The 21,082-nt window shown below is 64.2% G+C and carries 16 protein-coding genes; 10 read left to right on the plus strand and 6 right to left on the minus strand.

Annotation, left to right across the window (positions count from 1 at the left end; genetic code table 11):
* Window positions 1-232: 232 nt before the first annotated feature.
* The 4 genes from DWB23_RS07790 (at window position 233) to DWB23_RS07805 (ending at window position 4,702) form a co-directional block, all read left to right on the plus strand.
* The gene (locus DWB23_RS07790) at window positions 233-610 is read left to right on the plus strand and encodes a cupin domain-containing protein (RefSeq protein ID WP_121742259.1); all 378 of its coding nucleotides are present in this window, start codon (window positions 233-235) and stop codon (window positions 608-610) included.
* 174 nt (window positions 611-784) lie between these two features.
* The gene (locus DWB23_RS07795) at window positions 785-1,192 is read left to right on the plus strand and encodes a hypothetical protein (RefSeq protein ID WP_238717370.1); all 408 of its coding nucleotides are present in this window, start codon (window positions 785-787) and stop codon (window positions 1,190-1,192) included.
* Between the two features lie 139 nt (window positions 1,193-1,331).
* Complete coding sequence (locus DWB23_RS07800) at window positions 1,332-2,483, plus strand: acyl-CoA dehydrogenase family protein (protein ID WP_121742261.1); 1,152 nt, start codon at window positions 1,332-1,334, stop codon at window positions 2,481-2,483.
* 260 nt (window positions 2,484-2,743) lie between these two features.
* Window positions 2,744-4,702, plus strand: coding sequence for a PAS domain S-box protein (locus DWB23_RS07805; protein ID WP_121742262.1), 1,959 nt, complete (start codon window positions 2,744-2,746; stop codon window positions 4,700-4,702).
* Here DWB23_RS07805 and DWB23_RS07810 read toward each other — a convergent pair.
* Together DWB23_RS07810 and DWB23_RS07815 are read right to left on the minus strand one after the other, a co-directional pair.
* Entirely contained in the window at window positions 4,699-5,271 is a 573-nt protein-coding gene (locus tag DWB23_RS07810; RefSeq protein ID WP_121742263.1) for a HalX domain-containing protein, read from the minus strand. The two genes, DWB23_RS07805 and DWB23_RS07810, sit on opposite strands and share 4 nt — an antisense overlap.
* Before the next feature lie 435 nt (window positions 5,272-5,706).
* Window positions 5,707-7,683, minus strand: coding sequence for a 3-hydroxyacyl-CoA dehydrogenase/enoyl-CoA hydratase family protein (locus tag DWB23_RS07815; protein WP_121742264.1), 1,977 nt, complete (start codon window positions 7,681-7,683; stop codon window positions 5,707-5,709).
* Between the two features lie 114 nt (window positions 7,684-7,797).
* Here DWB23_RS07815 and DWB23_RS07820 point away from each other — a divergent pair, with 114 nt between their 5' ends.
* Window positions 7,798-8,949 carry an acyl-CoA dehydrogenase family protein gene (locus DWB23_RS07820; protein ID WP_121742265.1) on the plus strand — a complete coding sequence of 384 codons (1,152 nt, stop codon included), beginning with the start codon at window positions 7,798-7,800 and terminating at the stop codon, window positions 8,947-8,949.
* Between the two features lie 241 nt (window positions 8,950-9,190).
* On the opposite strand, the gene DWB23_RS07825 is transcribed toward DWB23_RS07820, so the two are convergent.
* On the minus strand, window positions 9,191-9,688 hold the full coding sequence (locus DWB23_RS07825; protein WP_121742266.1) for a hypothetical protein: 498 nt from the start codon (window positions 9,686-9,688) through the stop codon (window positions 9,191-9,193).
* Window positions 9,689-9,750: 62 nt separating this feature from the next.
* Between DWB23_RS07825 and DWB23_RS07830 the strand changes: the two genes are divergently transcribed.
* Both DWB23_RS07830 and DWB23_RS07835 read left to right on the plus strand, forming a co-directional pair.
* Window positions 9,751-10,500, plus strand: a complete 750-nt coding sequence (locus DWB23_RS07830; RefSeq protein ID WP_121742267.1) for a helix-turn-helix domain-containing protein — start codon at window positions 9,751-9,753, stop codon at window positions 10,498-10,500.
* Window positions 10,501-10,588: 88 nt separating this feature from the next.
* Window positions 10,589-13,183: a heavy metal translocating P-type ATPase gene (locus DWB23_RS07835; protein WP_121742268.1), complete on the plus strand. Its 2,595-nt coding sequence runs from the start codon at window positions 10,589-10,591 to the stop codon at window positions 13,181-13,183.
* A 171-nt stretch (window positions 13,184-13,354) separates the two neighbouring features.
* On the opposite strand, the gene DWB23_RS07840 is transcribed toward DWB23_RS07835, so the two are convergent.
* Window positions 13,355-13,729 carry a CBS domain-containing protein gene (locus DWB23_RS07840; protein WP_238709378.1) on the minus strand — a complete coding sequence of 125 codons (375 nt, stop codon included), beginning with the start codon at window positions 13,727-13,729 and terminating at the stop codon, window positions 13,355-13,357.
* Window positions 13,730-13,792: 63 nt separating this feature from the next.
* Window positions 13,793-14,320, minus strand: coding sequence for a metal-dependent hydrolase (locus DWB23_RS07845; RefSeq protein ID WP_121742269.1), 528 nt, complete (start codon window positions 14,318-14,320; stop codon window positions 13,793-13,795).
* Window positions 14,321-14,443: 123 nt separating this feature from the next.
* Between DWB23_RS07845 and DWB23_RS07850 the strand changes: the two genes are divergently transcribed.
* The 3 genes from DWB23_RS07850 to DWB23_RS07860 all read left to right on the plus strand — a co-directional run bounded on the left by DWB23_RS07850 (window position 14,444) and on the right by DWB23_RS07860 (window position 18,647).
* A complete protein-coding gene (locus tag DWB23_RS07850) occupies window positions 14,444-16,342 on the plus strand; it encodes an L-aspartate oxidase (RefSeq protein ID WP_121742270.1) in 1,899 nt (632 codons plus the stop codon).
* Between the two features lie 86 nt (window positions 16,343-16,428).
* On the plus strand, window positions 16,429-17,022 hold the full coding sequence (locus DWB23_RS07855) for a DNA-3-methyladenine glycosylase family protein (protein ID WP_121742271.1): 594 nt from the start codon (window positions 16,429-16,431) through the stop codon (window positions 17,020-17,022).
* A 290-nt stretch (window positions 17,023-17,312) separates the two neighbouring features.
* Entirely contained in the window at window positions 17,313-18,647 is a 1,335-nt protein-coding gene (locus DWB23_RS07860) for a hypothetical protein (RefSeq protein WP_121742272.1), read from the plus strand.
* Between the two features lie 81 nt (window positions 18,648-18,728).
* On the opposite strand, the gene katG is transcribed toward DWB23_RS07860, so the two are convergent.
* Window positions 18,729-20,912, minus strand: coding sequence for a catalase/peroxidase HPI (gene katG / locus DWB23_RS07865; protein ID WP_121742273.1), 2,184 nt, complete (start codon window positions 20,910-20,912; stop codon window positions 18,729-18,731).
* Window positions 20,913-21,082 lie beyond the last annotated feature (170 nt).

Here is a 21,082-nt window from a genome sequence, read left to right on the forward strand (position 1 = left end):
ACTGGCCGGTAGCACAGCAGTTATGCGATTTCGGTTCCAACCACGTCATCGAGTACCAATGATCGCATGCTGTGAACCCGACTGTACGTGCGAACCTGCCTGTACGTGTGGCGACGACTGCAGTTGCGATGACTGCTGAGCTGTCACCAGAAACGAACATCCCGGCGCGCAGTCGGCTGATTGTGCGCCGTGGAACGCGTAGTTTTACTGTTATCCCGTCGAAAGAGTGCGTATGTCCTATCGGAAAGTAAACTACGAGGAAGTCGAACAGGTCTCGAGCGCGATGCATTTCCTGAGCGATCCACTCGAGACCGAGCGAGTAGGGGTGACGGTCGCTCGCTGTGATCCGGGCTGGAACAGCCAGCCCCACGATCACACGGACAACGGCCACGAGGAGGTCTACGTCCTGATCGAGGGAGAAGCGACGGTAATCGTCGACGACGATCCGGTCGCGATGGAGACCGGGGATGCGCTCTGGATCCCGCCGGAGTCGACGCGTCAGATCCGCAACGGCGACGAAGAGAGCGCGTTCGTCCTCGTCAGCGCACCGAGCATCGACGATGACGAGGACGGCGACGGGGAGTGGCTGCTCTCGGGATTCGCCGGGTGAGCGATGAGCGAACTCGACCGAGGGCCCCAGTCCGCCGAGAACGCGAACCGACGCCCGCCGAGAATCGGCGGGACGATTTAGTGGCCCCCGGTCGTCGGTGCTGGTAGGTGAGTTTCCATCTACTCGAAACACCACGCGGCGCTCTCGTTCGTTATTTCCGCGGTTCTCGTCTCCGTGCTCTCGCCGATCACCGTCTTCGGGTACACCGTTCCACCGCTCGTCGCCGTCGCCTACGGAACCGCCGCCGGCGTACTCATCGACGTCGATCACCTGCTCATCGCGCGCTTCAAAACCGGCAGTTGGGACGCCGTTCGATTCTGCCTCTCCAATCCGGCCGCAGCCGTCGCCGACCAGCGGCGCATCTTCGAGCCGGGCGACGTCGGCGTCCTCTCGAGGCTGTTGAGCCATCTCCTCATTATCGGTGTCGTGGTTCCGGTGCTCGCGCTCTCGAGCGTCCCTCTGGCGATGTTGACCGGAGTCGTGCTCTACGTCCACCTCCTCAGCGACGTCGTCTGGGACATCTGGCAACTGGATCGGGATACGGACCTTTCCACGGACGAACTCGTTCGAGAATTCCGCTAACCGGTCTCCACCAGCGCGACGAACGTTGAGCGGAACGACACGCGCCCGCCCGCTCGATCACCCGACGGCAGCGACGCGACGTTCGCGGCTTGCACAGTTTCCCCGCGGCTATATCCACATCGATGTTGTGTGACAGGATATGGACCTACTCGAGGACAGTATCGTTCCGGAACACGCACACGAGATCAAGGCCGAGGCCCGCGAGTTCGCTCGCGAACACATCGAACCGAACGCCCAGGAGCACTTTCAGGAGGGAACCTACCCGGAGGAGATTCTCGAGGCCGGGCGGGAGGCGAACCTCGTCGCCCAGGACATCCCCGAAGAGTGGGGCGGCCGGGGGCTCGACCTTCCGCAGTTGCTCGCGCTGACGGAGGAGTTCTATCGTGCGGACGCGGGCATCGCGCTGACGCTCCAGTTGGCGAGTTTCGGCTGCGAGATGACCTACGAGTACGGTTCCGACGAGCAGTGCGAGGAGTACGTTCGCCCGGTTGCGGAGGGCGAAATGCGGTCGGGCCTCGCCGTCTCGGAGCCGGAGACGGGCAGCGACCTCGCTGGGATGCAAACGACGGCCGAAACGGACGGCGACGAGTACGTCATCAACGGCGAGAAGTACTGGATCGGTAACGGCGTCGAGGCCGACTGGATCACCCTCTACGCGCGCACGGGCGACGACGAAGACAACCGCTACGGCAACCACTCAATGTTCATCGTTCCGACCGACGCCGACGGCTACGAGGCCGAACACATCCCCGAGAAGATGGCCATGCGCGCCTCGAAGCAGGCTCACATCGAGTTCGACGACTGCCGGATCCCCGAAGAGAACCTGATCGGCCACGAGGGGGCCGGCTTCATGATGCTCGCGGAGTTTTTCAACCACGGTCGTATCGTCGTCTCCGGCCACGGACTCGGCCTCGCGGCGGCCGCCATCGAGGAAAGCTGGGAGTTCACCCACGGCCGCGAGGAGTTCGGCCGAACGATCAACGAGTTCCAGGCGGTTCAACACGGACTCGCGGATATGCTCATCGGGTTCGAGCGCGCTCGAGCACTCACGTGGCGCGCCTGCGAGAAGGTCGAGAACAACGAGAACGCGGGCTACTGGGCGGCGTTGTCGAAGACGAACGCGACGGAGACGGCCGTCGACGTCTCCGAACAGGGAATGCAGTTCCACGGCGGCCGTTCGGTACTGGACGAGCGGCGGATCGCTCGCGTCTTCCGCGACGCCAGGATTCCAGTCATCTACGAGGGAGCGAACGAGATCCAGCGCAATCTGATCTACGGACAGGCCCCGTGAGCGAGAGTAGCGACTGCCCCTAATCACACGTGATCGCACGGCTGCTGTTCGATCAGGTGTGCAGTGACTTGCAGTGGCTACTGTAACCGGCGGCCGAAACTATCAATTCCTCTGCTAATGGAAACAGTACACGTGCTATCCGAGTGATCAGCCAGGTCGGGGTTCATGTCGAAAGAACAATTCGTTTCGATAGCAACTGCCCTAGCAGTACCGACGATTCGCCGTGATAACTCGGGATGCTGTAACGGAGCAACCCTGACATGAGCCGATCACGCGTCCTCTGTGTGAGCAGCGATCGGTCGACGCGAGCGTCCGTAACGCGCTCGCTGGCTGACGCCCGGGTCACCGTCGTCATCGCCCAGTGTTCCGCCGAGGCTGTCGATCGACTCGAGCGGCAGTCGATCGACGCGGTCGTCGTCGACGCACGTACCGTCGCGTCCGTCCCGGAACTCGTCGATACCGTCGAGGCCGAGTCGCCGGGGGCGCCGACGTTCGTTCACTGGGGCGACGAAGCGAGCGACGATTCCGTCGCCGTGCTCAGCGAAGTCGTCGCCCGCACGGACGAGACGAACTCGGCGGATCGGTTGGCGGCGACGATAACGAGACGCATCGAAGCCGACTCGAGCGGTACACGAGACGATGGCGAGGTAACCGACTCTGACGTCCCACCCGCCGAGGTGCACGATGTCGTCGACCTCTCGTCGGGTCCTGGAGCGATCGTCAACGCTGTCAGACGTCGGCTGGTCGATGCGACCTCGCCTATCGTCGTCGAGCGGGTCCTTCGCGAGGAGTTTACGGCGAGTACGCGGTTCGTGTTTGCGTGGGTCGGGGAGTACGACCGGGGCGAACGGGAGATCATCCCGTGGGTGACCGATCCGGAGCGCATGGCGTGGCCGATGCGACGAACCTTTGGGATCGGCACCGGGGAGCACCCCCTGCTCGAGCGCGTGCTGCAGACCCGAGAGCTGCGAACGCACCAGTATGTCATCGACGACCCCGATGCGGTCCCGTTCGGCGATCACGCGTCAGATCGGGGCGTTCGTGCCGTCACCGTCGCCCCGCTCGCATCGAGCGACGATCGCTACGGCGTCTTCGTCGTCTACACGCGCAAACCGGTCTCGGACGCCGAACGAACGGCGATCCGAGCGGTCGCCGAGACGGCCTCGCACGTCCTCGAAACGATCGCCATCCGGGGCACACTCGAGCAACGCGGACGAGCACTCGAGCGCTACGAACGGCTCGTCGAGACGGCGGGCGACGGAATGTACGTCCTCGACGAACAGGGCCACTTCATGACGGTTAACGACGCGCTCACCGAAATGACCGGCTACAGCCGCGAAGGACTACTGGGCGAACACGTTTCCATCGTCATCGGTCAGGACGATATCGAGGCCGGCCGGGAGACGATTCGCTCGCTGTTGCGAAGCGGCGCGAGTACGGACACGCTCGAGTTGTCCCTCGAGACGAAAGCCGGCGATCGAATCCCCTGTGAGGCCCAGATCGCAGCCCTCGTTGACGACGGGTCGTTTCTGGCCTCGGTTGCGGTCGTTCGCGACATCACCGAGCGAAAACGAAGCGAGCGGAAACTCCGCGAACAGAACGAACGGCTGGACGCCTTCGCACAGATCGTCAGCCACGACCTTCGAAACCCGCTGGGTGTCGCGCAGGGCTATCTCGAACTGCTCGAGGAGACCGGGTCGATCGAGTACGCCGACAGCGTCCACGCCGGCCTCGATCGCATGGAGACGATCATCGAGGACGTACTGGCCATCGCCCGAGACGGGGAGTGGGCGGCGGATCCCGAACCCGTGGCCCTCGAGTCGGTCGCCGGCGACGCGTGGGAGCACGTCTCGACGGACGGCGCGACGCTTTCGGTCGCGGAAACGACGACCATCGAAGCCGATCGATCGAGGCTCCTGCGCTTGCTCGAGAACCTCTTCCGGAACGCAGTCGAACACGGTGGTCCGGACGCCACGCTTCGAGTCGGCCTGCTCGAATCGGGCGGGTTTTACGTCGAGGACGACGGAACGGGGCTTCCCGAGGAGATGCGCGATCAGTTGTTCGATCCCTCGGTATCACTCTCCGCGGAGGGGTTCGGAATCGGTCTCTGGGTCGTCAAAGAAGTCGCTACCGGACACGGATGGACAGTTGCTGCGAGCGAGGGTGAGAGAGGGGGTGCCCGATTCGAGTTCGGGTTCGATTCGGACGATCGAGCTTAGTTCTCGGGTTGCAGGTCCTGGAACGCGCCAACGAAGTCGTCGTGAGAACGCATCTCGGAGACCGTCTCGTCGACGCGCTCTTCGAGTTCCACGGCGCGTTCACAGAGGTCCTGATACTCGTCGTTGTCCGCGAGTTCGCGGTCCGCCTTTTCGGATTCGAGCAGTGCTTTCTTCGAGACGAGCGCGTAGTACTCCTGAATATCCGACTCGTAATCGGATCGGCTGGCGACGTTCTCGACGATCTCGACCAGTTCGTCCTTCGAAACCGGCTTGACGAGGTAATCGTCGAAGCCCATCTCGATGATGTCGAAATCGGGATCGACCGCCGTTACCATCACGACTCGCGAGTCGTATCCGGCGTCCCTGATCTTCGCGAGGACCTCGTCACCGGAGAGTCCCGGCATCCGACGATCTAGTAGGACGACTTCGACGGAACTGGCCATTTTTTCGAGGGCCTCTTCGCCGTCGTAGGCCGTCTCCACGGCCCAATCGGTATCGAGCCATGCGGCAAACAGGTCTGCGAGACGAGCCTCGTCATCCACGACGAGAATTTCAGTCTCGTCACTCATTGGTTGCCCCCTCTGTTCTGTTCATCGATTGGAGCCACGGGATACCAATGGTACCTCTGGGTGATAAATCTCGCGACCAGATATCAGTATCCATAACAGTATTCTTCTGAATTTTTCGGAATACGGTAGGATATATATGATACATGACCGCGATACGCGGTTCGAATTGGATATCTGCCATTATTGTCCTCTCATTCGCGGAATAACTAACACTTACGTTTAGTAATTCGTTCTATATATAACGCCCCCTGCGAGCGTGAACGGGGGCGGTGAGCGATCTCCTGCCTTCGAAGCGGGATCTGGTACTCGACAGGCGTCTTCGCGCGGTCCGTTTTCTACGTAGGGCGAGCGCACTGGCGGCGTTCGAAGTACGTTATCTCTTCGAACTTCGCTCCCTTCGGAACGACTCGCGCTGCGGGCCGTTCGACGCTCGCCTTACTCCCCCTGGAAGTTCGGCTCGCCGTCTCCCATGAAGGCCGTTATCCCCTCCATGAGGTCGTCGGTCGCCATCAGGTGACCGAACGCGGAGGCCTCGTACTCGAGGCCGGCCTCGGTATCGTCGCGGCCGGCGAGCATCGCGCGCTTGGTGAACTTCTGGGCGATCGGCGGGCCGCCCGCGAGGTCGGCTGCCAGCTCGAGCGCGCTCGCTTCGAGATCGCTGTTGTCGACGAGTTCGTTGACGAAGCCGTACGATTCCATCACGTCGGCCTCGTAGCGCTCGGCGGTGAAGATGATCTCTTTCGCGCGCCCTTCACCGACGATGTGTTTGAGTCGCTGGGTGCCGCCCCAGCCGGGAAGCAGCCCCAGGTTGAGTTCGGGCTGTCCGAACTCGGAGCGCTCGCTGGCAACTCGCAAGTCGGCACAGGTCGCGAGTTCCATCCCGCCGCCCAGACAGAAGCCGTCGACGCCCGCGACGACGGGCATGTCGCAGGCCTCGAGCTTTCCGAACGTGGACTGGCCCTGCCTCGAGAGCTCCTGCGCCTGAATCGGGTCGGCACCGCCTGCGGCCATGCTCTGGACGTCGGCGCCCGCGGAGAACGCCTTCTCGCCCTCGCCGGTGATGAGGATCGAGCGAACCTCGTCGTCGTCCTCGAGCAGGTCGATCGCCGCCGACAGCTCCTCGAGCAGTTCGCCGCTGATGGTGTTCATTCGGTGGGGTCGGTCGAGGACGATGTGGCCGACCATGTCGCCGGGGTACTCGACGCGGATCGCGTCGAACTCGGCTCCAGCCTCGTCGGCTTCCGTCGCGTCGTAGAATCCGCCCTCCGAAACGCGTTCCTCGAGGTATTCAGCGGGTTCGTAGCGCTCGTGACCCGTCTCTTCGTAGGCCGCCTCGAGCGCCTCGAGTGCGTTTTCGATGCCGAAGTCGTCGACCATCTTGACGGGGCCGTCGGGGAAGCCGGCGCCGAGTTTGGTCGCCTCGTCGATCGATTTCGGCGGTGCGACGTCGTTGCCGATCAGCTTCGCGACTTCGTTGGCCATCGAAGCGGTCAGGCGCGCTTTGACGAGTTCGGACTGCTCGTCGGTCGGGATTTCGGCACCCGGACCGTCCTCGTAGTCGTAGAAGCCCTTCCCGGTCTTTTTCCCGAGTTCCTCGTTTTCGACCTTTCGCTGGAGCAGCGGACACGGCTCGTAGGCCTCGCCCAGCACCTCGTGCATGTACTCGAGGACGTGGTAGCTGATGTCGTTGCCGACCTGGTCGCCGAGTTCGAAACTGCCCATCGGGAGCCCCATGTCGTACTTCGTCGTCGAGTCGACCTCGGCGATGGTCGCCTCGTCGTTCTCGACGAGCCAGCAGGCTTCGTTCATCAGGGGGACGAGCACGCGGTTCACGATGAAGCCGGGCGAGTCCTTGCGGACGCGCACGGGCGACTTGCCGATGTCCTCGGCCAGTTCCTCGATCACGTCGAGCGTCTCCGCGTCGGTCTCGGCGCCCGAGATCACTTCGACGAGTTGCATCCGAACCGGCGGGTTGAAAAAGTGCATTCCGCAGAACTGCCCCGGCCGGTCGGTGAACTCCGCGAGGTCCGTGATCGAGAGACTCGAGGTGTTCGTCGCGAAAATCGCGCGGTCGGGGGCGACCGCCTCGAGTTCGGTGTAGACGTCCTCTTTGATCTCCATCTGCTCCGGGACGGCCTCGATGACGACGTCGGCATCGCCGCAGGCCTCCTCCATGTCGACGAGCGGGGTGATGCGCTCGAGGGCGGCCTCGGCTTCGTCCTCCGTAAGCTGGTCGTTTTCGGCGAGTTTGTCGAGCGACCACTCGATCTGCTCGTAGCCGTTCTGGACGAACTCGTCATTGATGTCGCGCATGTGTACGTCGTAGCCAGCCATCGCGACGACCTCCGCGATGCCGTGACCCATATTCCCTGCGCCGAGAACTGCGACGGTGTTGATATCTTCCAGCTCCATGAATACACTTGCAATCGGCACGTGTTTCAACGTTTCCCTCTTTTCGGAGAAAACTCTATTTCCGTTTACTGTCGGTTACAAAGCTCTTTATCGCTGGGATGGAAACACGTTGTCATGGAATTCGGTCTCTCCGAGGAGCAAGCGCAGATCCGCGAAGAAGTCAAGCGGTTCGCCGAGAACGAAATCGTGCCCGTCGCGGAAGAGTACGATCAGGAAGAGACGTTCCCCCACGAAGTCGTCGACGAGGCCGTCGAGATGGGGCTCGTCGGATCCTCGATTCCGATCGAGTACGGCGGTGCCGGCTACTCGACGCTCGAGACAGTGCTCATCGCCGAGGAACTGTTCTCCTACGATCCGGGTATCGCGCTCTCTATTCTCGCCTGTTCGTTCGGAACCGAGGCCATCATGGAGTTCGGAACCGAAGACCAGAAGGAGCGCTTCTTAGAGCCCGTCGCGATGGGCGAGAAGATTTCGGGTGCCGCCATCTCGGAGCCCGACACCGGTTCCGACGTCTCGTCGGTCTCGACGCGCGCCGAGAAGGACGGCGACGAGTGGGTCGTCAACGGCAACAAGATGTGGATCACCAACGGGACGGTCGGCGACTTCTTCGTCGTCCTCTGTAAGACCAACCCCGACGCCGAGGGCCGCTACAACGGCTTCAGCCAGATCGTCGTCGAGTCCGACCGCGACGGCTTCAGCTCGGACAAGATCACCGGTAAACTCGGCATTCGAGCGTCGGACACCGCCGAACTCGTCTTCGACGACGTTCGCGTCCCCGAGGAGAACCTCATCGGGACCCGCGACGCCGCGTTCATGCAGCAGATGCAGTTCTTCGACGCCACCCGAACCGGCGTCGCCGCACAGGGTGTCGGGATCGCCAAGGGGGCGCTTCGGGCCGCCCTCGAGTACGCTCAGGACCGCGAGCAGTTCGGCAAGCCGATCAGCGAGTTCCAGGCCATCCAGCACAAACTCGCCGACATAGCCACCGAGACCGAGGCCGCCCGCAACCTGACCTACAAGGCCGCCTGGAACGTCGACCAGGGCAACGACATCACGAAACTCGCCTCGATGGCCAAGGAGTACGCCTCCCGGGTCGCCGTCGACGCCGCCAACGAAGCCGTCCAGATCCACGGCGGTGCCGGCTACGTCAACGACTTCCCCGTCGAGCGCTTCTACCGCGACTCGAAGATCACCCAGATCTACGAGGGCACGACGGAGATTCAGAAGAACGTCATCGCTCGAGAGTTGCTGGGCAAAGGATTCTAAGCGCGACCGTCGTCCTGCGGGCCGGCGTAACCGGTCCTCGAGAACGCCCCACAAAACGCTCCTCCATCCGTTCGTCGCTCCGCCAGCTCTTCGCTCGTCCGGTCGGAGTGCGCTCTCGGCCGTTGTTCCCGACCCGTTCGTCCGTTGTCCTCACCCGATCACGATCACCTGCGACAGCGCGACGAGCGTCCTCCTCGACAAAGGCGACTGATCGACGCGAACGAACGATTTCGGTTTCCCCTCACGAGTCGCTGTCGGAGTCGCCATCATCGCTGTCTGAATCGGTGTCCGTGTCCCCGCCATCGCTATCGGAGTCGGTATCACCGTCGTCGCTATCGGAGTCGGAATCCGTGTCCGTGCCATCACTATCGGAGTCCGTGTCGGTATCTCCGTTACTGCCATCACCGACCGTACGCACCCTCGAGCGAGCGCGGGCGCTCGACCGGCCGGTATTCGCCGCCGGCGTCGCGGGCTCGTCGTGATAACTGGGCACCGCGCTCGCGTCGTCCTCGAGTTCGTCGTTCGGTTCCGATTCGTCCGAGAGGACGTACAACACGACGGGCGGGAAGAGATACGACACGATCGCGAGGATGGCAAAGAGCGGGTCGACGAACACGAGAATGCCGAAGATTGTCAGGGCTGCCGCTGCGGCCGTGTGAACCGCGGTGTTCGTGTAGTTCCGGTAAAACGACCACAATCCCCGGAACCACGGCGTCACTGTGTGGTGGACCAGCACCATCACTTGCACGTACGGTCCCCATCGAGAAACCCCTTTGGCGCGTGAGCCCCTCTCTAGGAACAATGAGAGAATTCGTCTTCGCCATGGAGTACGAACCGGGAACCAATCCGGTCGCCGACGTCCTCGCGGAGTACCCCGACGCCTCGATCCGCTCGCTGTCGTGTCACGTCACCGCGGACAGCCTGTGGCGGGTCGACCACGCCGAGGGCTCGTCGGAGGCCCTCGAGGCGCTCGAGGACGCCTACAAGAACGCGGACTTCTTCGCGGACTGTCTCGTGAAAGACGACTGTGGCGCCGATTGCGAGGTCCAGGTTCTCGATCGGTCGAACGACACGCTAGTCGTCTACACCTACTGGGACCGAACGGACGTCTGCACGTCGGTTCCCCACGTCGCGCTCGAGTACCTCGGGGAGGGGCTCCTGTTCGAGACGTACCGCGAGGGCCGGCGCTATCGCTGGCGGATCGTCCTCGGGAGCGACGCGCCGATTCACGATTTCTTCGACGCGCTGGGCGGGGAGGTCGGCGAGTGTACGGGCATGGAGATGCTGCGGCTGACGGAACTTGATCCCGAACGCAATGGTATCGACCCCGGCAGCGATGAGCCCCTTCCGAGCGAACAGCGGGAGGCGCTGCGGGCGGCCGTCGAACACGGCTACTACGAGACGCCGCGCCAGATCGAACTCTCCGAACTCGCCGAGGCGCTGGGCGTCCCGCGGTCGACCCTTTCCTACCGGCTTCGACGCGCCGAGGCGAGCCTCGCGACGGCGTTCGCGGACGAGGAATCCGTCGAGCAGTTGGCAGCCGAGCGCTGATCGACGAGGGTCGAATCGGACCGCGACAGTGAGCGAGTTGGCGCACGCCAAATAACCCGTATAGGATTCCGGCTATTATGTGAGGATAATGAGCGAGTCGTCTCCAACCGAAGCGCCGGACTCGAGTCGAACTCTCGAGTTGCGAGTTCCCGAGATGGACTGCCCGTCCTGTGCCGGGAAGGTCGAGAACAGCGTCGACCGACTCGAGGGCATCGACGGCATCGATCCGCGGGTGACGAGCGGCCGGCTCGTCGTCGAGTACGATCCGGCGCGGACGTCCGAGGCCGAAATCCGTGACCGCGTGCGCGCGGCCGGTTACGCGGTCGAATCCTCGGCGTCCGAACTCACGGTTTCGGTCCCCGAGATGGACTGTGCCTCCTGTGCGTCCAAGGTCGAAAACGCGCTCGAGGGCGTCGAGGGCGTTCGCGAGATCGAGGCCCGACCGACGTCGGGCCGCGTGACCGTCGCAGTAGCCGACGGGACCGATGTCGAGACGATCACCGCCGCGATCGGTGGAGCCGGCTACGACGCAACGCCGATGAGCGACGGGAGCGAACCTCCGGGCGACGAGCAGCCGATCTGGAAGAGCCGCCGCGCCGTCGGAACGGCGATCGGTGCCGCGCTGATGACCGTCGGGATGGCCCTCGAGTTCGTCTTCTCCGCGGCCGACCCGACGCTCGTCACGCTCGCGGGTCGCCCCTACGAGCTTTCCCACCTCCTGTTCATCCTGGCCGCAGCGGTCGCCGGGGCTCCCGTCCTGCGCAACGGCTACTACTCCGTGCGCAATCGGAGTCTCGACATCGACTTCCTGATGAGCGCCGGGATCGTCGCGAGCATCGCCGCCCACCACCCCTTCGAGGGGGCGATGCTCGCCGTTCTGTTCTCGGTCGCCGAATTGCTCGAGCGGTTCTCGATGGACCGCGCTCGGGACTCGCTGCGGGAGCTGATGCAACTGTCGCCCGAAACCGCAACGGTCCGTCGGGAAGACGGCACGGAGGAGACGGTTCCCGCGGACGATCTCGAGGTCGGCGACGTCGTTATCGTCCGTCCGGGTGAGAAGATTCCCGCCGACGGGGTCGTCCTCGAGGGCGAGAGCGCGGTCGACCAGTCGCCGATCACGGGCGAGAGCGTGCCCGCGGACAAGACCGCGGGCGACGAGGTCTACGCGGGGACGATCCCCGAATCGGGCTACCTCGAGATCGACGTCGAGAGCGCGGCCGACGATTCGACCATCGCCCGGATCGTCCGGATGGTCGAGGACGCCGAACGGGAGAAGACCGAGCGCGAGCAGTTCGTCGATCGATTCGCGAGCGTCTACACGCCGATCGTGGTCGCGCTGGCGATCGCCGTCGCCGTGGGGCCGCCGCTGCTGATCGACGCGTCCTGGAACACCTGGTTCCTCCGCGGGCTGACGCTGTTGGTCATCGCCTGTCCCTGCGCGTTCGTCATTTCGACGCCCGTCAGCGTCGTTTCGGGAATCACCAGCGCCGCGCGCAACGGCGTTCTGATCAAGGGCGGCCGTCACCTCGAGGCCATGGGCGAGAGCGACGTTCTCGCCGTCGACAAGACGGGGACGCTGACGGAAGGCGACCTCTCCGTGACGGACGTCATCCCGCTCGAGGGGGCCGACGAGTCGGACGTCCTCCGGCGGGCGAGCGCCGCGGAGCGCCGGAGCGAGCACCCGATCGCGCGGTCGATCGTCGGCTACGCCGAATCGCAGGGGATCGTCGCGGACGACGACGATGAGCCCGCGGTTTCGACGTTCGAAGCCCTGACCGGAAAGGGCGTCCGCGCCGAGGTCGACGGTGACACCCACTACGTCGGAAAGCCGGACCTCTTCGACGGACTCGCGGATCTCGAGCACGTCCATCGAACGACCGACGGGGGAACGACTCTCGAGCGGACGGGGAGCGAAACGACCCGTGAGATGGGATACGACTCCCCCTCGCAGTGCGAGCGGGAGGGGTGTCTTGACGTGCTCGAAGACATCGTCCCCGACCTCGAGGCCGAGGGTAAAACGGTCGTGATCGTCGGGACCGAGGACCGACCGATCGGCGTGATCGCCGTCGCGGACCGGGTCCGTCCGGAAGCGAAGTGGGCCGTCTCACGGCTGCAAGATCAGGGCGTCCGCGTCGTGATGTTGACGGGCGACAACGAGGGTACCGCTCGAGCGATCGCCGAGGCGGTCGGCATCGACGACTACCACGCCGAACTCCTGCCCGACGAGAAACTCGAGTGGATTCGACGGCTCGAACGGGAGGCGGGTGCGGGTGACCGCGACGACGATGACGGCGGCCACGTCGCCATGGTCGGCGACGGCATCAACGACGCGCCCGCGCTCGCGACCGCGAGCGTCGGTATCGCGATGGGCGCGGCGGGGACGGATACGGCCCTCGAGACGGCCGACGTGGCCCTGATGGGCGACGACCTCACCCGCCTGCCCTACCTCTATGAGCTCTCGGGGAAGGCAAACGGCGTGATCCGCCAGAACATCTGGGCGAGCCTGGGGGTCAAGGCCGTCCTCGCGGCCGGCGCACCGTTCGGTATCGTCACGGTGATTCACGCGGTCATCGTCGGCGATATGGGGATGAGTCTCGGCGTGACTGGCAACGCGATGCGGCTGGCGAACGTCGAACCCGAGACGCCCGACGGCCTCGAGGTCGGGGATAACGGTCGGCACTGACCGCTCGAGGTCGAACTGCGGCGATTTTGGATCGGTTCACGGGCTATCGAGGCAGACGGCGGCGGAACGCTCGGACCGGGATGCTATCGAGAAGCGGTCGGCGACCGTTCGACTCCCGCCGAGAGGCGGAATCGCTGCGCGAGCCGAATACGATCACGACGCGGGGGTCGCCTACGAGAGGTGAGCGGTGACATCCGTCGATGAGATCATCCCGACGTAGTCGTCTTCGACGACCGGGAGGTGCTTGATGCCGTACGTCGTCATCATCGCGGCGACCTCCTCCATGTACAGGTCCGGTGCCGCAGTTTCGACGTCGGTCGTCATCACGTCGGAGACCAGCAACTCCGTGACGTCCTTCCCGTCGGCGACGGCGTCGAGAACGTCCGTACTGCTGATGATCGACCGCGATGCGGTCGGAACGACTAACGCGTTGATATCGTGTTTCCGCATCTGCTGTGTGGCTTCCATTACCGTCGCGTCCTTCGAAATCGTTTCCAGCGGCGTTGACATGACGTCTTCGACGGTCTGTCTGTCCTCGGAACTCATACCGGAAAAACGGAGGCGGAGGTTATGGTAGTTTCCCAACTCGCCGCTCGTTCCGGAGCGCGATTACGTTTTGAAAATCCGACGGATCGCGGCGATCCCCGGTCGACCGTCGGTCCACCACAGCGCGAGTCCGGCGGCGAGAACGACCGCCTCGAGCCACAGCGTCGTGATCTCGAGTCCCCCGACGTTACCGAGCGGTTTGACGCCCGTGTACGCGGGCATGTCCGTAATCGGCCAGAGGAGAAATCGGAGTTCGTCGAACTCGCCCGAGAGCACGTGCCACGGGACGTCCGTCGCGATGTGGGAGAGGGAGCCGATGGCGAAGGCGATACCGAGGGAGCGACGGTCGTATCGGGTTGCGACGCACCAGACGAGGAGCACCAGGGGGATGGTAACCAGCAGCGAGTGGGCGATGGTACGACCGACCGACGCGATTCCGGCCGCGTAGAGCGGCTTATCGATGAAATCAGCGAGCCCCGCCGCGAAAACGGCGACGAGCGCGGGACCGTCGGCCGGTCGCCGACCCCGTCGCCACCGCGTGTACCCCGCATAACAGAGGTAGCCGACGGCGAGGTGGACGATCGGTTGCATCCGTGCTGGTGATCGCTGCCGTAGCGTGTTAACTTCCGTGATTATCACGCGCGGTCGGCTCGTGATAGCGAAGCGTACGGTTTGGAGCGAGAGCTATATCCGGTCGGCCCATACATTAAATTGATGACAAAAACACCGCCTATCGACCGCGATGTACCGATGACTGGCGACGCCGGCGTCGACGGGCGAATCCGTATCCAGGGCGAAGACGAGGGAGGCGGCGACTACGAGGTCGAGTACGACACCGTCAGGACGCCGGTCCTCGTCGTCGGTGCGGGTGCCGCCGGGGCGCGCGTCGCCATCGAACTCGCCGAATCGGGCCTCGAGCCGCTCGTCATCGGAAAACGAGATCACGGCGACGCCCACACGACGTGGGCTGCCGGGGGGATCAACGCCGCACTCGGCTCGCTCGACGAGGACGACTGGACGAGACACGCGGCGGACACGCTGGCCGAGGGACACCTCCTGAACGATCCCGAGGCCGTCGAACTGACCGCGAAGCACATGCCCGATCGAATCCGCGAACTCGCCGACTGGGGGACGCCCTTCGATCGAACCGAGGACGGCACGATCAACCAGCGATACTTCGGGGCCCAGTCCTCCCGCCGAACCTGTTTCGTCGGCGATCGAACCGGAGAGGCCATGCTCGAGACGCTGATCGGTCGCGCGCGGGAACTCGATATTCCCTACCGCGACAACGTGATGGTCACCCGGTTGCTCTCGGACGGGGATCGAGTCGACGGCGCTGTCGGCTTCGACATGGAGACCGGCCGCGGACTGCTGTTCCGGACGAACCACGTCGTCCTCGCGGCGGGCGGGTTCTCGGCGCTGTACCACCGCCACTCCTCGCGTGCCGACGAGAACAACGGCGACGGCCAGGCGCTGGCCCTCGAGGCGGGCGCTCGATTGGTCGACCTCGAGTTCGTCCAGTTCCACCCGACGGGAATGGTCGGCGACCGGTACGGCGAAGAGTGGGACGGCCGACTCGTGACCGAGGCGGTTCGCGGCGAGGGTGGCCGGCTGTTCAACGCGGACGTCTCCGCGGGCGAAGGCTCGGAAGAGCGTGGCGTCTCCCTCGGTGATCGGTTCATGGAACGGTACTCGCCCGATCAGATGGAACTCGACGCGAGAGACGTGGTCGCGCGTGCGATCGCTCAGGAGGTTCGCGAGGGTCGCGGGACCGAACGCGGCGGCGTCTACCTCGATATCTCCCATCGCGATCCCGAGTACATCCGCGAACGGTTGCCGACGATGGTCGAGCGCTTCGGCGATCTCGGCGTCGACATCACGGCGGAGCCGATGGAAGTCGCGCCGACCGCACACTACACGATGGGCGGGGTCGATATCGATTTCCGAACCGGTGAGACCGGCGTCGACGGGCTGTACGCCGTCGGCGAAACGGTGGCCGGCGTCCACGGCGCGAACCGTCTCGGCGGGAACTCCTTGGCCGAGACCGTCGCTATCGGGACGCTCGTCGGTGCTCACGTCGCTAACGCGGTTACCAGCCAGGATCGCGTCCCCACCGTCACCGGTACGCAGCAAGCGCTCGCCGAACGGGAACTCCGGGCCCTCGACGATCTCGCCGCGGCGGACGGCACCGTTCGCCCCGCGGAGCTCCTCGCGGAACTCGGCGACCTGCTGTGGACCACCGCCGGCATCCTTCGCGACGAGGAATCGCTCCGCGAGGGACTGGCCGGTGTCGCCGAGATCCGATCGCGAACCGCCGATCTTCGGGTCGACGGGGACCGAACGTCCCGGTCGTTCGAGTACGCCGTCGACCTCTCGTTTAGCCTCACCGTCGCCGAGACGATGCTCCGGACCGCACTCGAGCGGACCGAATCTCGCGGCGCTCACTACCGGAGCGACTACCCGGAAACGGACTCGGACTGGCAGGTCACTCTCGTACTTTCGGCCGACGAACGCGGGGTCACGATCCGACGCCGTGGCATTGCCGACCCGTCGTCAGCAGTTCGAGAGGCCCTCGAGGCGGGTCACGAACTCGACTATCACCACCTCGAGTGATGCGCGCAATCCACCGTTCGGTGTGTGAACGCTGATCACTACCGAGATGCCTTTTACCCCTGCCACCATCGGTTCGTCTCGAGAGGATGCTCGAAGAGGCCGAATCAGTGCTCCGGCAGGACCCCGTGATGGCGGCCCTCGTCGAGAGACACGACCCATACGACGAGCCGAACTGGAACGAGTTCGAACGACTCTGTATCTCCATCATCAACCAGCAGTTGTCGACGGCGAGCGCGGCCGCAGTCCGAGAGCGCGTCTTCGAACTGTTCCGCGGCGAGGTCACCCCGGAAGCCGTCCTCGAGGCCGAAGACGAGGCGCTCCGCTCGGCCGGGCTCTCGCGGAGCAAGGTCGAGTACGTTCGAAACGCGGCGCGTGCGTTTCAAGAACGCGACTATACGAGGGAGGGCCTGGCCGACCACTCCGCCGACGAGGTCATCGATCTGCTCACCGAGATCAAGGGTATCGGGGAGTGGACGGCGCGGATGTACCTCCTGTTCGTCCTCGAGCGACCGGACGTCCTTCCCCTCGGCGACCTCGCCGTTCGCCGCGGCATCGAACAGCTGTACGGGAACGGCAGCGAGGAGCTGACGCGGGCGGAGATGCGCGAGATCGCCGAGGCGTGGCGGCCGTATCGAAGCGTTGCGACGCGGTACATCTGGGCCGAGTACGAATCGGCGTAACGAACGCGGGAAAGACGACTCCTCGTCAGCGAGCGGCCGGACGAACAAACGCGCGTTTCTCGGCGGTGAACGGACTGAAACGGTGGCGATCGAATCGGGGCGCATCGTGGCGACAGTGGTAATCAGTTACTGTCACCGCTTCGAACACTGGGAGCGTGAACGCTCGAGCGATCAAACGGTGATTACGCCCCCGAGTATGCGGGCCGAAAGCGGGCGCTCGAGAAACGAGATACTGACTTGCGAGACGGCCACGCCGACTCAAGTACCGTCCGATCGCTGTCGGAAACGAGATGGCAAACGAGACACCCGACGACGACGGATCCGACCAGCGACGAATGACCTCCGACCCGGAACGGATTCGAGAGTGGGCGGAAGCCCGCGACGCCGTTCCCGTCTCGATTCGCGGCGGCGAAGGGCACGGTCACTCCTTCGCCCGGCAGGACCAACTCGAGTCGGACCACGAGGAGTACACCTGGGACGAGTTCACGGAGACGTTCGAGAACGAGAATCTGGTTTTCATTTACCACGACGAGGAACCCACCGGAGCGGGACTGGGTCACTTCGAGATCGTCGAACGGGAGGCGGCGTTCGATCGCGCGTCGCTCGGCCGCAATGAACTCGAAGACCAGCTCCGAGAGGGCGAGACGGTGACGACCGAGATCGTCGAGACGCAGGTCGTCCAGACCGAAGTCATCGAACGCGATACGATCGAAAGCGAGGTCGTCGACACCGAACTCGTCGAGCGACAGGTCGTCGATTCGGAACTGCTGAACCGGGAACTCATCGACACCGAGTTCGTCAGCGGCAACGTCATCGAAGTGATCACCGACGAAACGCGTCTCGACACGATCGACGAGGTCGAACGCTACACCGTCGAGAGCCGGGTGGTCGACGTCGACGTCGAACAACACGACGAGGTCGAACGCGACGAGGTGCAGACGAACATCGAACTCGAGAGCGTCCAGCGCTCGATCCTCGAGAGCGACGTCGTAACCGCGGACGTCACGCCCGAGGAGGTCGTCGATCGGGAAGTCATTCAGAGCAAGCGCGGCGAGGGCGACACCGTCCGGAGCGAGCTTCTCGAGCGCCGCACCGTCGAGGAACAGATCGACGAACGAGCGCGGATGCGCTTTGCGCTCGAGGACACCGAACTGCTCGAGTCGGACGTCGTCGGGAGCGACGTCATCGAGGGCGAGATTATCGACGTCGAGGAGTACGACGCGATGGACGCGACGGCAGAGACCGGTACTACCGGCGCTGATACCGGTTCGGGTGCCGGAGTCGCGGCGACGGGTGAGGCCGAGACCGGCTCCGGCACCGAGGGCGAAGCCGGAACCGAGACGCCGGCCGTCGACACCGGTCCGGTCGAACTCTCGGACGACGATCAGGGAAAGCCGGTCGTCGACGAGACGGGCGAGCAGATCGGTATCGTCGCGGAAGTCGAGGGGCAGACCGCCTACATCGATCCCGAACCGGGGCTGACGGATCGGCTCAAAGCGCGACTGAACTGGGGCGGCCACGGCGACGACGACTATCCCGTCGAGGCCTCGGAGATCAACGAGATCACCGACGACGAACTGATCATCCAACACGGCGGCGACGAGAATACTCACACCGACGAGTAGTGACGGCTGTTCACGGGACGAGTACGACGTCGGGCGACCGTCCGAAAGCGCAAAACCGGCCGGTGTCGACGGCTCGAGTCGTTACTCGAGGTCGAAGCGATCGAGCGTCATCACTTTGTCCCACGCATCGACGAAGTCGCGCACGAATTTCTCCTCGGCGTCGTCGGACGCGTAAACGTCCGCGATGGCTCGAAGCCGGGAGTTCGAACCGAAGATGAGATCCGCGCGGGTCCCCGTCCACTCGACGCCGCCCGTCTCGCGGTCGCGCAGGTCGAACACCTCGCCGTCTTCGGATTCCGAGGACGCCTCCCACCCCATGATGTCCTGGGAGTCGCCGGACGCTTCCCACTCGTAGTCCATGTCGAGCAGGTTCACGAAGAAGTCGTTCGTCAACGTCTCCGGCCGGTCGGTGAAGACGCCGAGTTCGGAATCCTGGTAGGTCGCGTTCAGCGCGCGCATGCCGCCGACCAGCACCGTCATCTCGGGTGCCGTCAGATCCAGGAGGTCGGCCTTGTCGACCAGCAGCTCCTCCTGCGAACGGTCGGCCTCGTCGGAGAGATAGTTGCGGAATCCGTCGGCTTCGGGTTTGAGCGCCTCGAAGGACTCGACGTCGGTCTGTTCCGGCGAGGCGTCGGTACGGCCCGGCTCGAACGGAACCTCCACGTCGTAGCCCGCGTCCGCCGCGGCCCGCTCGACGGCTGCGTTGCCGCCCAGCACGATCAGGTCGGCCAGCGAGACTCGCACGTCGTCGGATCGCGAGCCGTTGAACTCCTCCTGAATCGCCTCGTAGGTCGAAAGCACCGTCTCGAGCTCCTCGGGCTCGTTGACTTCCCAGCTCTTTTGCGGTTCGAGGCGGATTCGAGCCCCGTTGGCTCCGCCGCGTTTGTCGCTGTCGCGGTACGTCGACGCCGACGCCCAGGCGGTCTTGACGAGCTGGGAGATCGACAGGTCAGACGCGAGTATCTCCGCTTTGAGCTCGTCGATCTCGTCGTCTCCGATCAGGTCGTAGTCGGCGTCGGGGATGGGGTCTTGCCACAGCATCTCCTCGTCCGGAACTTCCGGACCGAGGAACCGCTCCGGCGGGCCCATGTCACGGTGGATCAGCTTGTACCAGGCCTTCGCGAACGCCTCCTGGAACTCCTCGGGATTCTCCTGGAAGCGCTCGATGATCTCCCGGTAGTCGGGATCCCGCTTGAGCGCGACGTCCGTCGTCAACATCATCACGTCTTCTTTCTCTGACGGATCCTCGGCCCCCGGTGCAGTGCCATCGAGCGCGTCGTCCGTCGTGGTCCACTGCCACGCACCGCCGGGACCCTTCTCGGGCTCCCACTCGTAGTCGAGCAGGTTGTCGAGGTAGCCCATGTCCCACTGGGTCGGCGTGGCGTTCCACGGTCCCTCTATCCCGCTGGTGATCGTGTCGGCCCCTTTGCCGGAGCCGTGCTCGCTCTCCCAGCCGAGGCCCTGCTGGTCGATCGGAGCGGCCTCGGGCTCGGGACCGACGTGCTCGTCGGGGTCGTCGGCGCCGTGGACCTTCCCGAACGTGTGTCCGCCGGCGATGAGCGCGGCCGTCTCCTCGTCGTTCATCGCCATCAGGCCGAACGACTCTCGAATCCGTTCCGCCGAGTGCTCCGGATCCGGCTCACTATTGGGTCCCTCCGGATTCACGTAGATGAGGCCCATCACGGTGGCGGCGAGCGTCCCCTCGAGTTCGTCCTCCTCGTTGAAGCGTTCGGACGCTTCCCACTCGTCTTCGGGCCCCCAGTCGACGGCATCGTCGGGCTGGTATTCGTCCTCGCGTCCGCCGGCGAAGCCGTACGTCTCGAATCCCATCGATTCCAGGGCGACGTTTCCGGTTAGAACCAGCAGATCGGCCCACGAGAGTTTGCGGCCGTACTTCTGCTTGACAGGCCAGAGCAGCCGGCGCGCCTTGTCGAGGTTCGCGTTGTCGGGCCAACTGTTGAGCGGCGCAAAGCGCTGTCTACCGCCGGCCGCGCCACCGCGGCCGTCGGTGGTCCGGTACGTGCCGGCGCTGTGCCACGCCATCCGAATGAAAAGCGGCCCGTAGTGGCCGTAGTCGGCCGGCCACCAGTCTTGCGACGTCGTCATGACGTCCTCGATGTCCGCCTTCACCTCGTCGAGGTCGAGTGTTTCGAACGCCTCGGCGTAGTCGAAGTCTTCATCCATCGGATCAGACGTGGGGACGTTCTGATCGAGGATGTCCACGTTCAACTGATTCGGCCACCAGTCTCGGTTTGACTTAGCCATCAATATCCAATTACTACTTTCGCATATTAAGATTTGCTAATCCGATAATGATGTCTTCTCCGCAACCCAAGCAATCTTCTGCACGCCCAAACTTTTTTCAGTGATGGATGCACACTGTGTCTGCAGCACATCCGCTGCGCCCCGTCGCGAGCTACGGGGGTCGATACGGT

The organism is Natronorubrum halophilum (assembly GCF_003670115.1).
Classification (GTDB): Archaea; Halobacteriota; Halobacteria; order Halobacteriales; family Natrialbaceae; genus Natronorubrum; species Natronorubrum halophilum.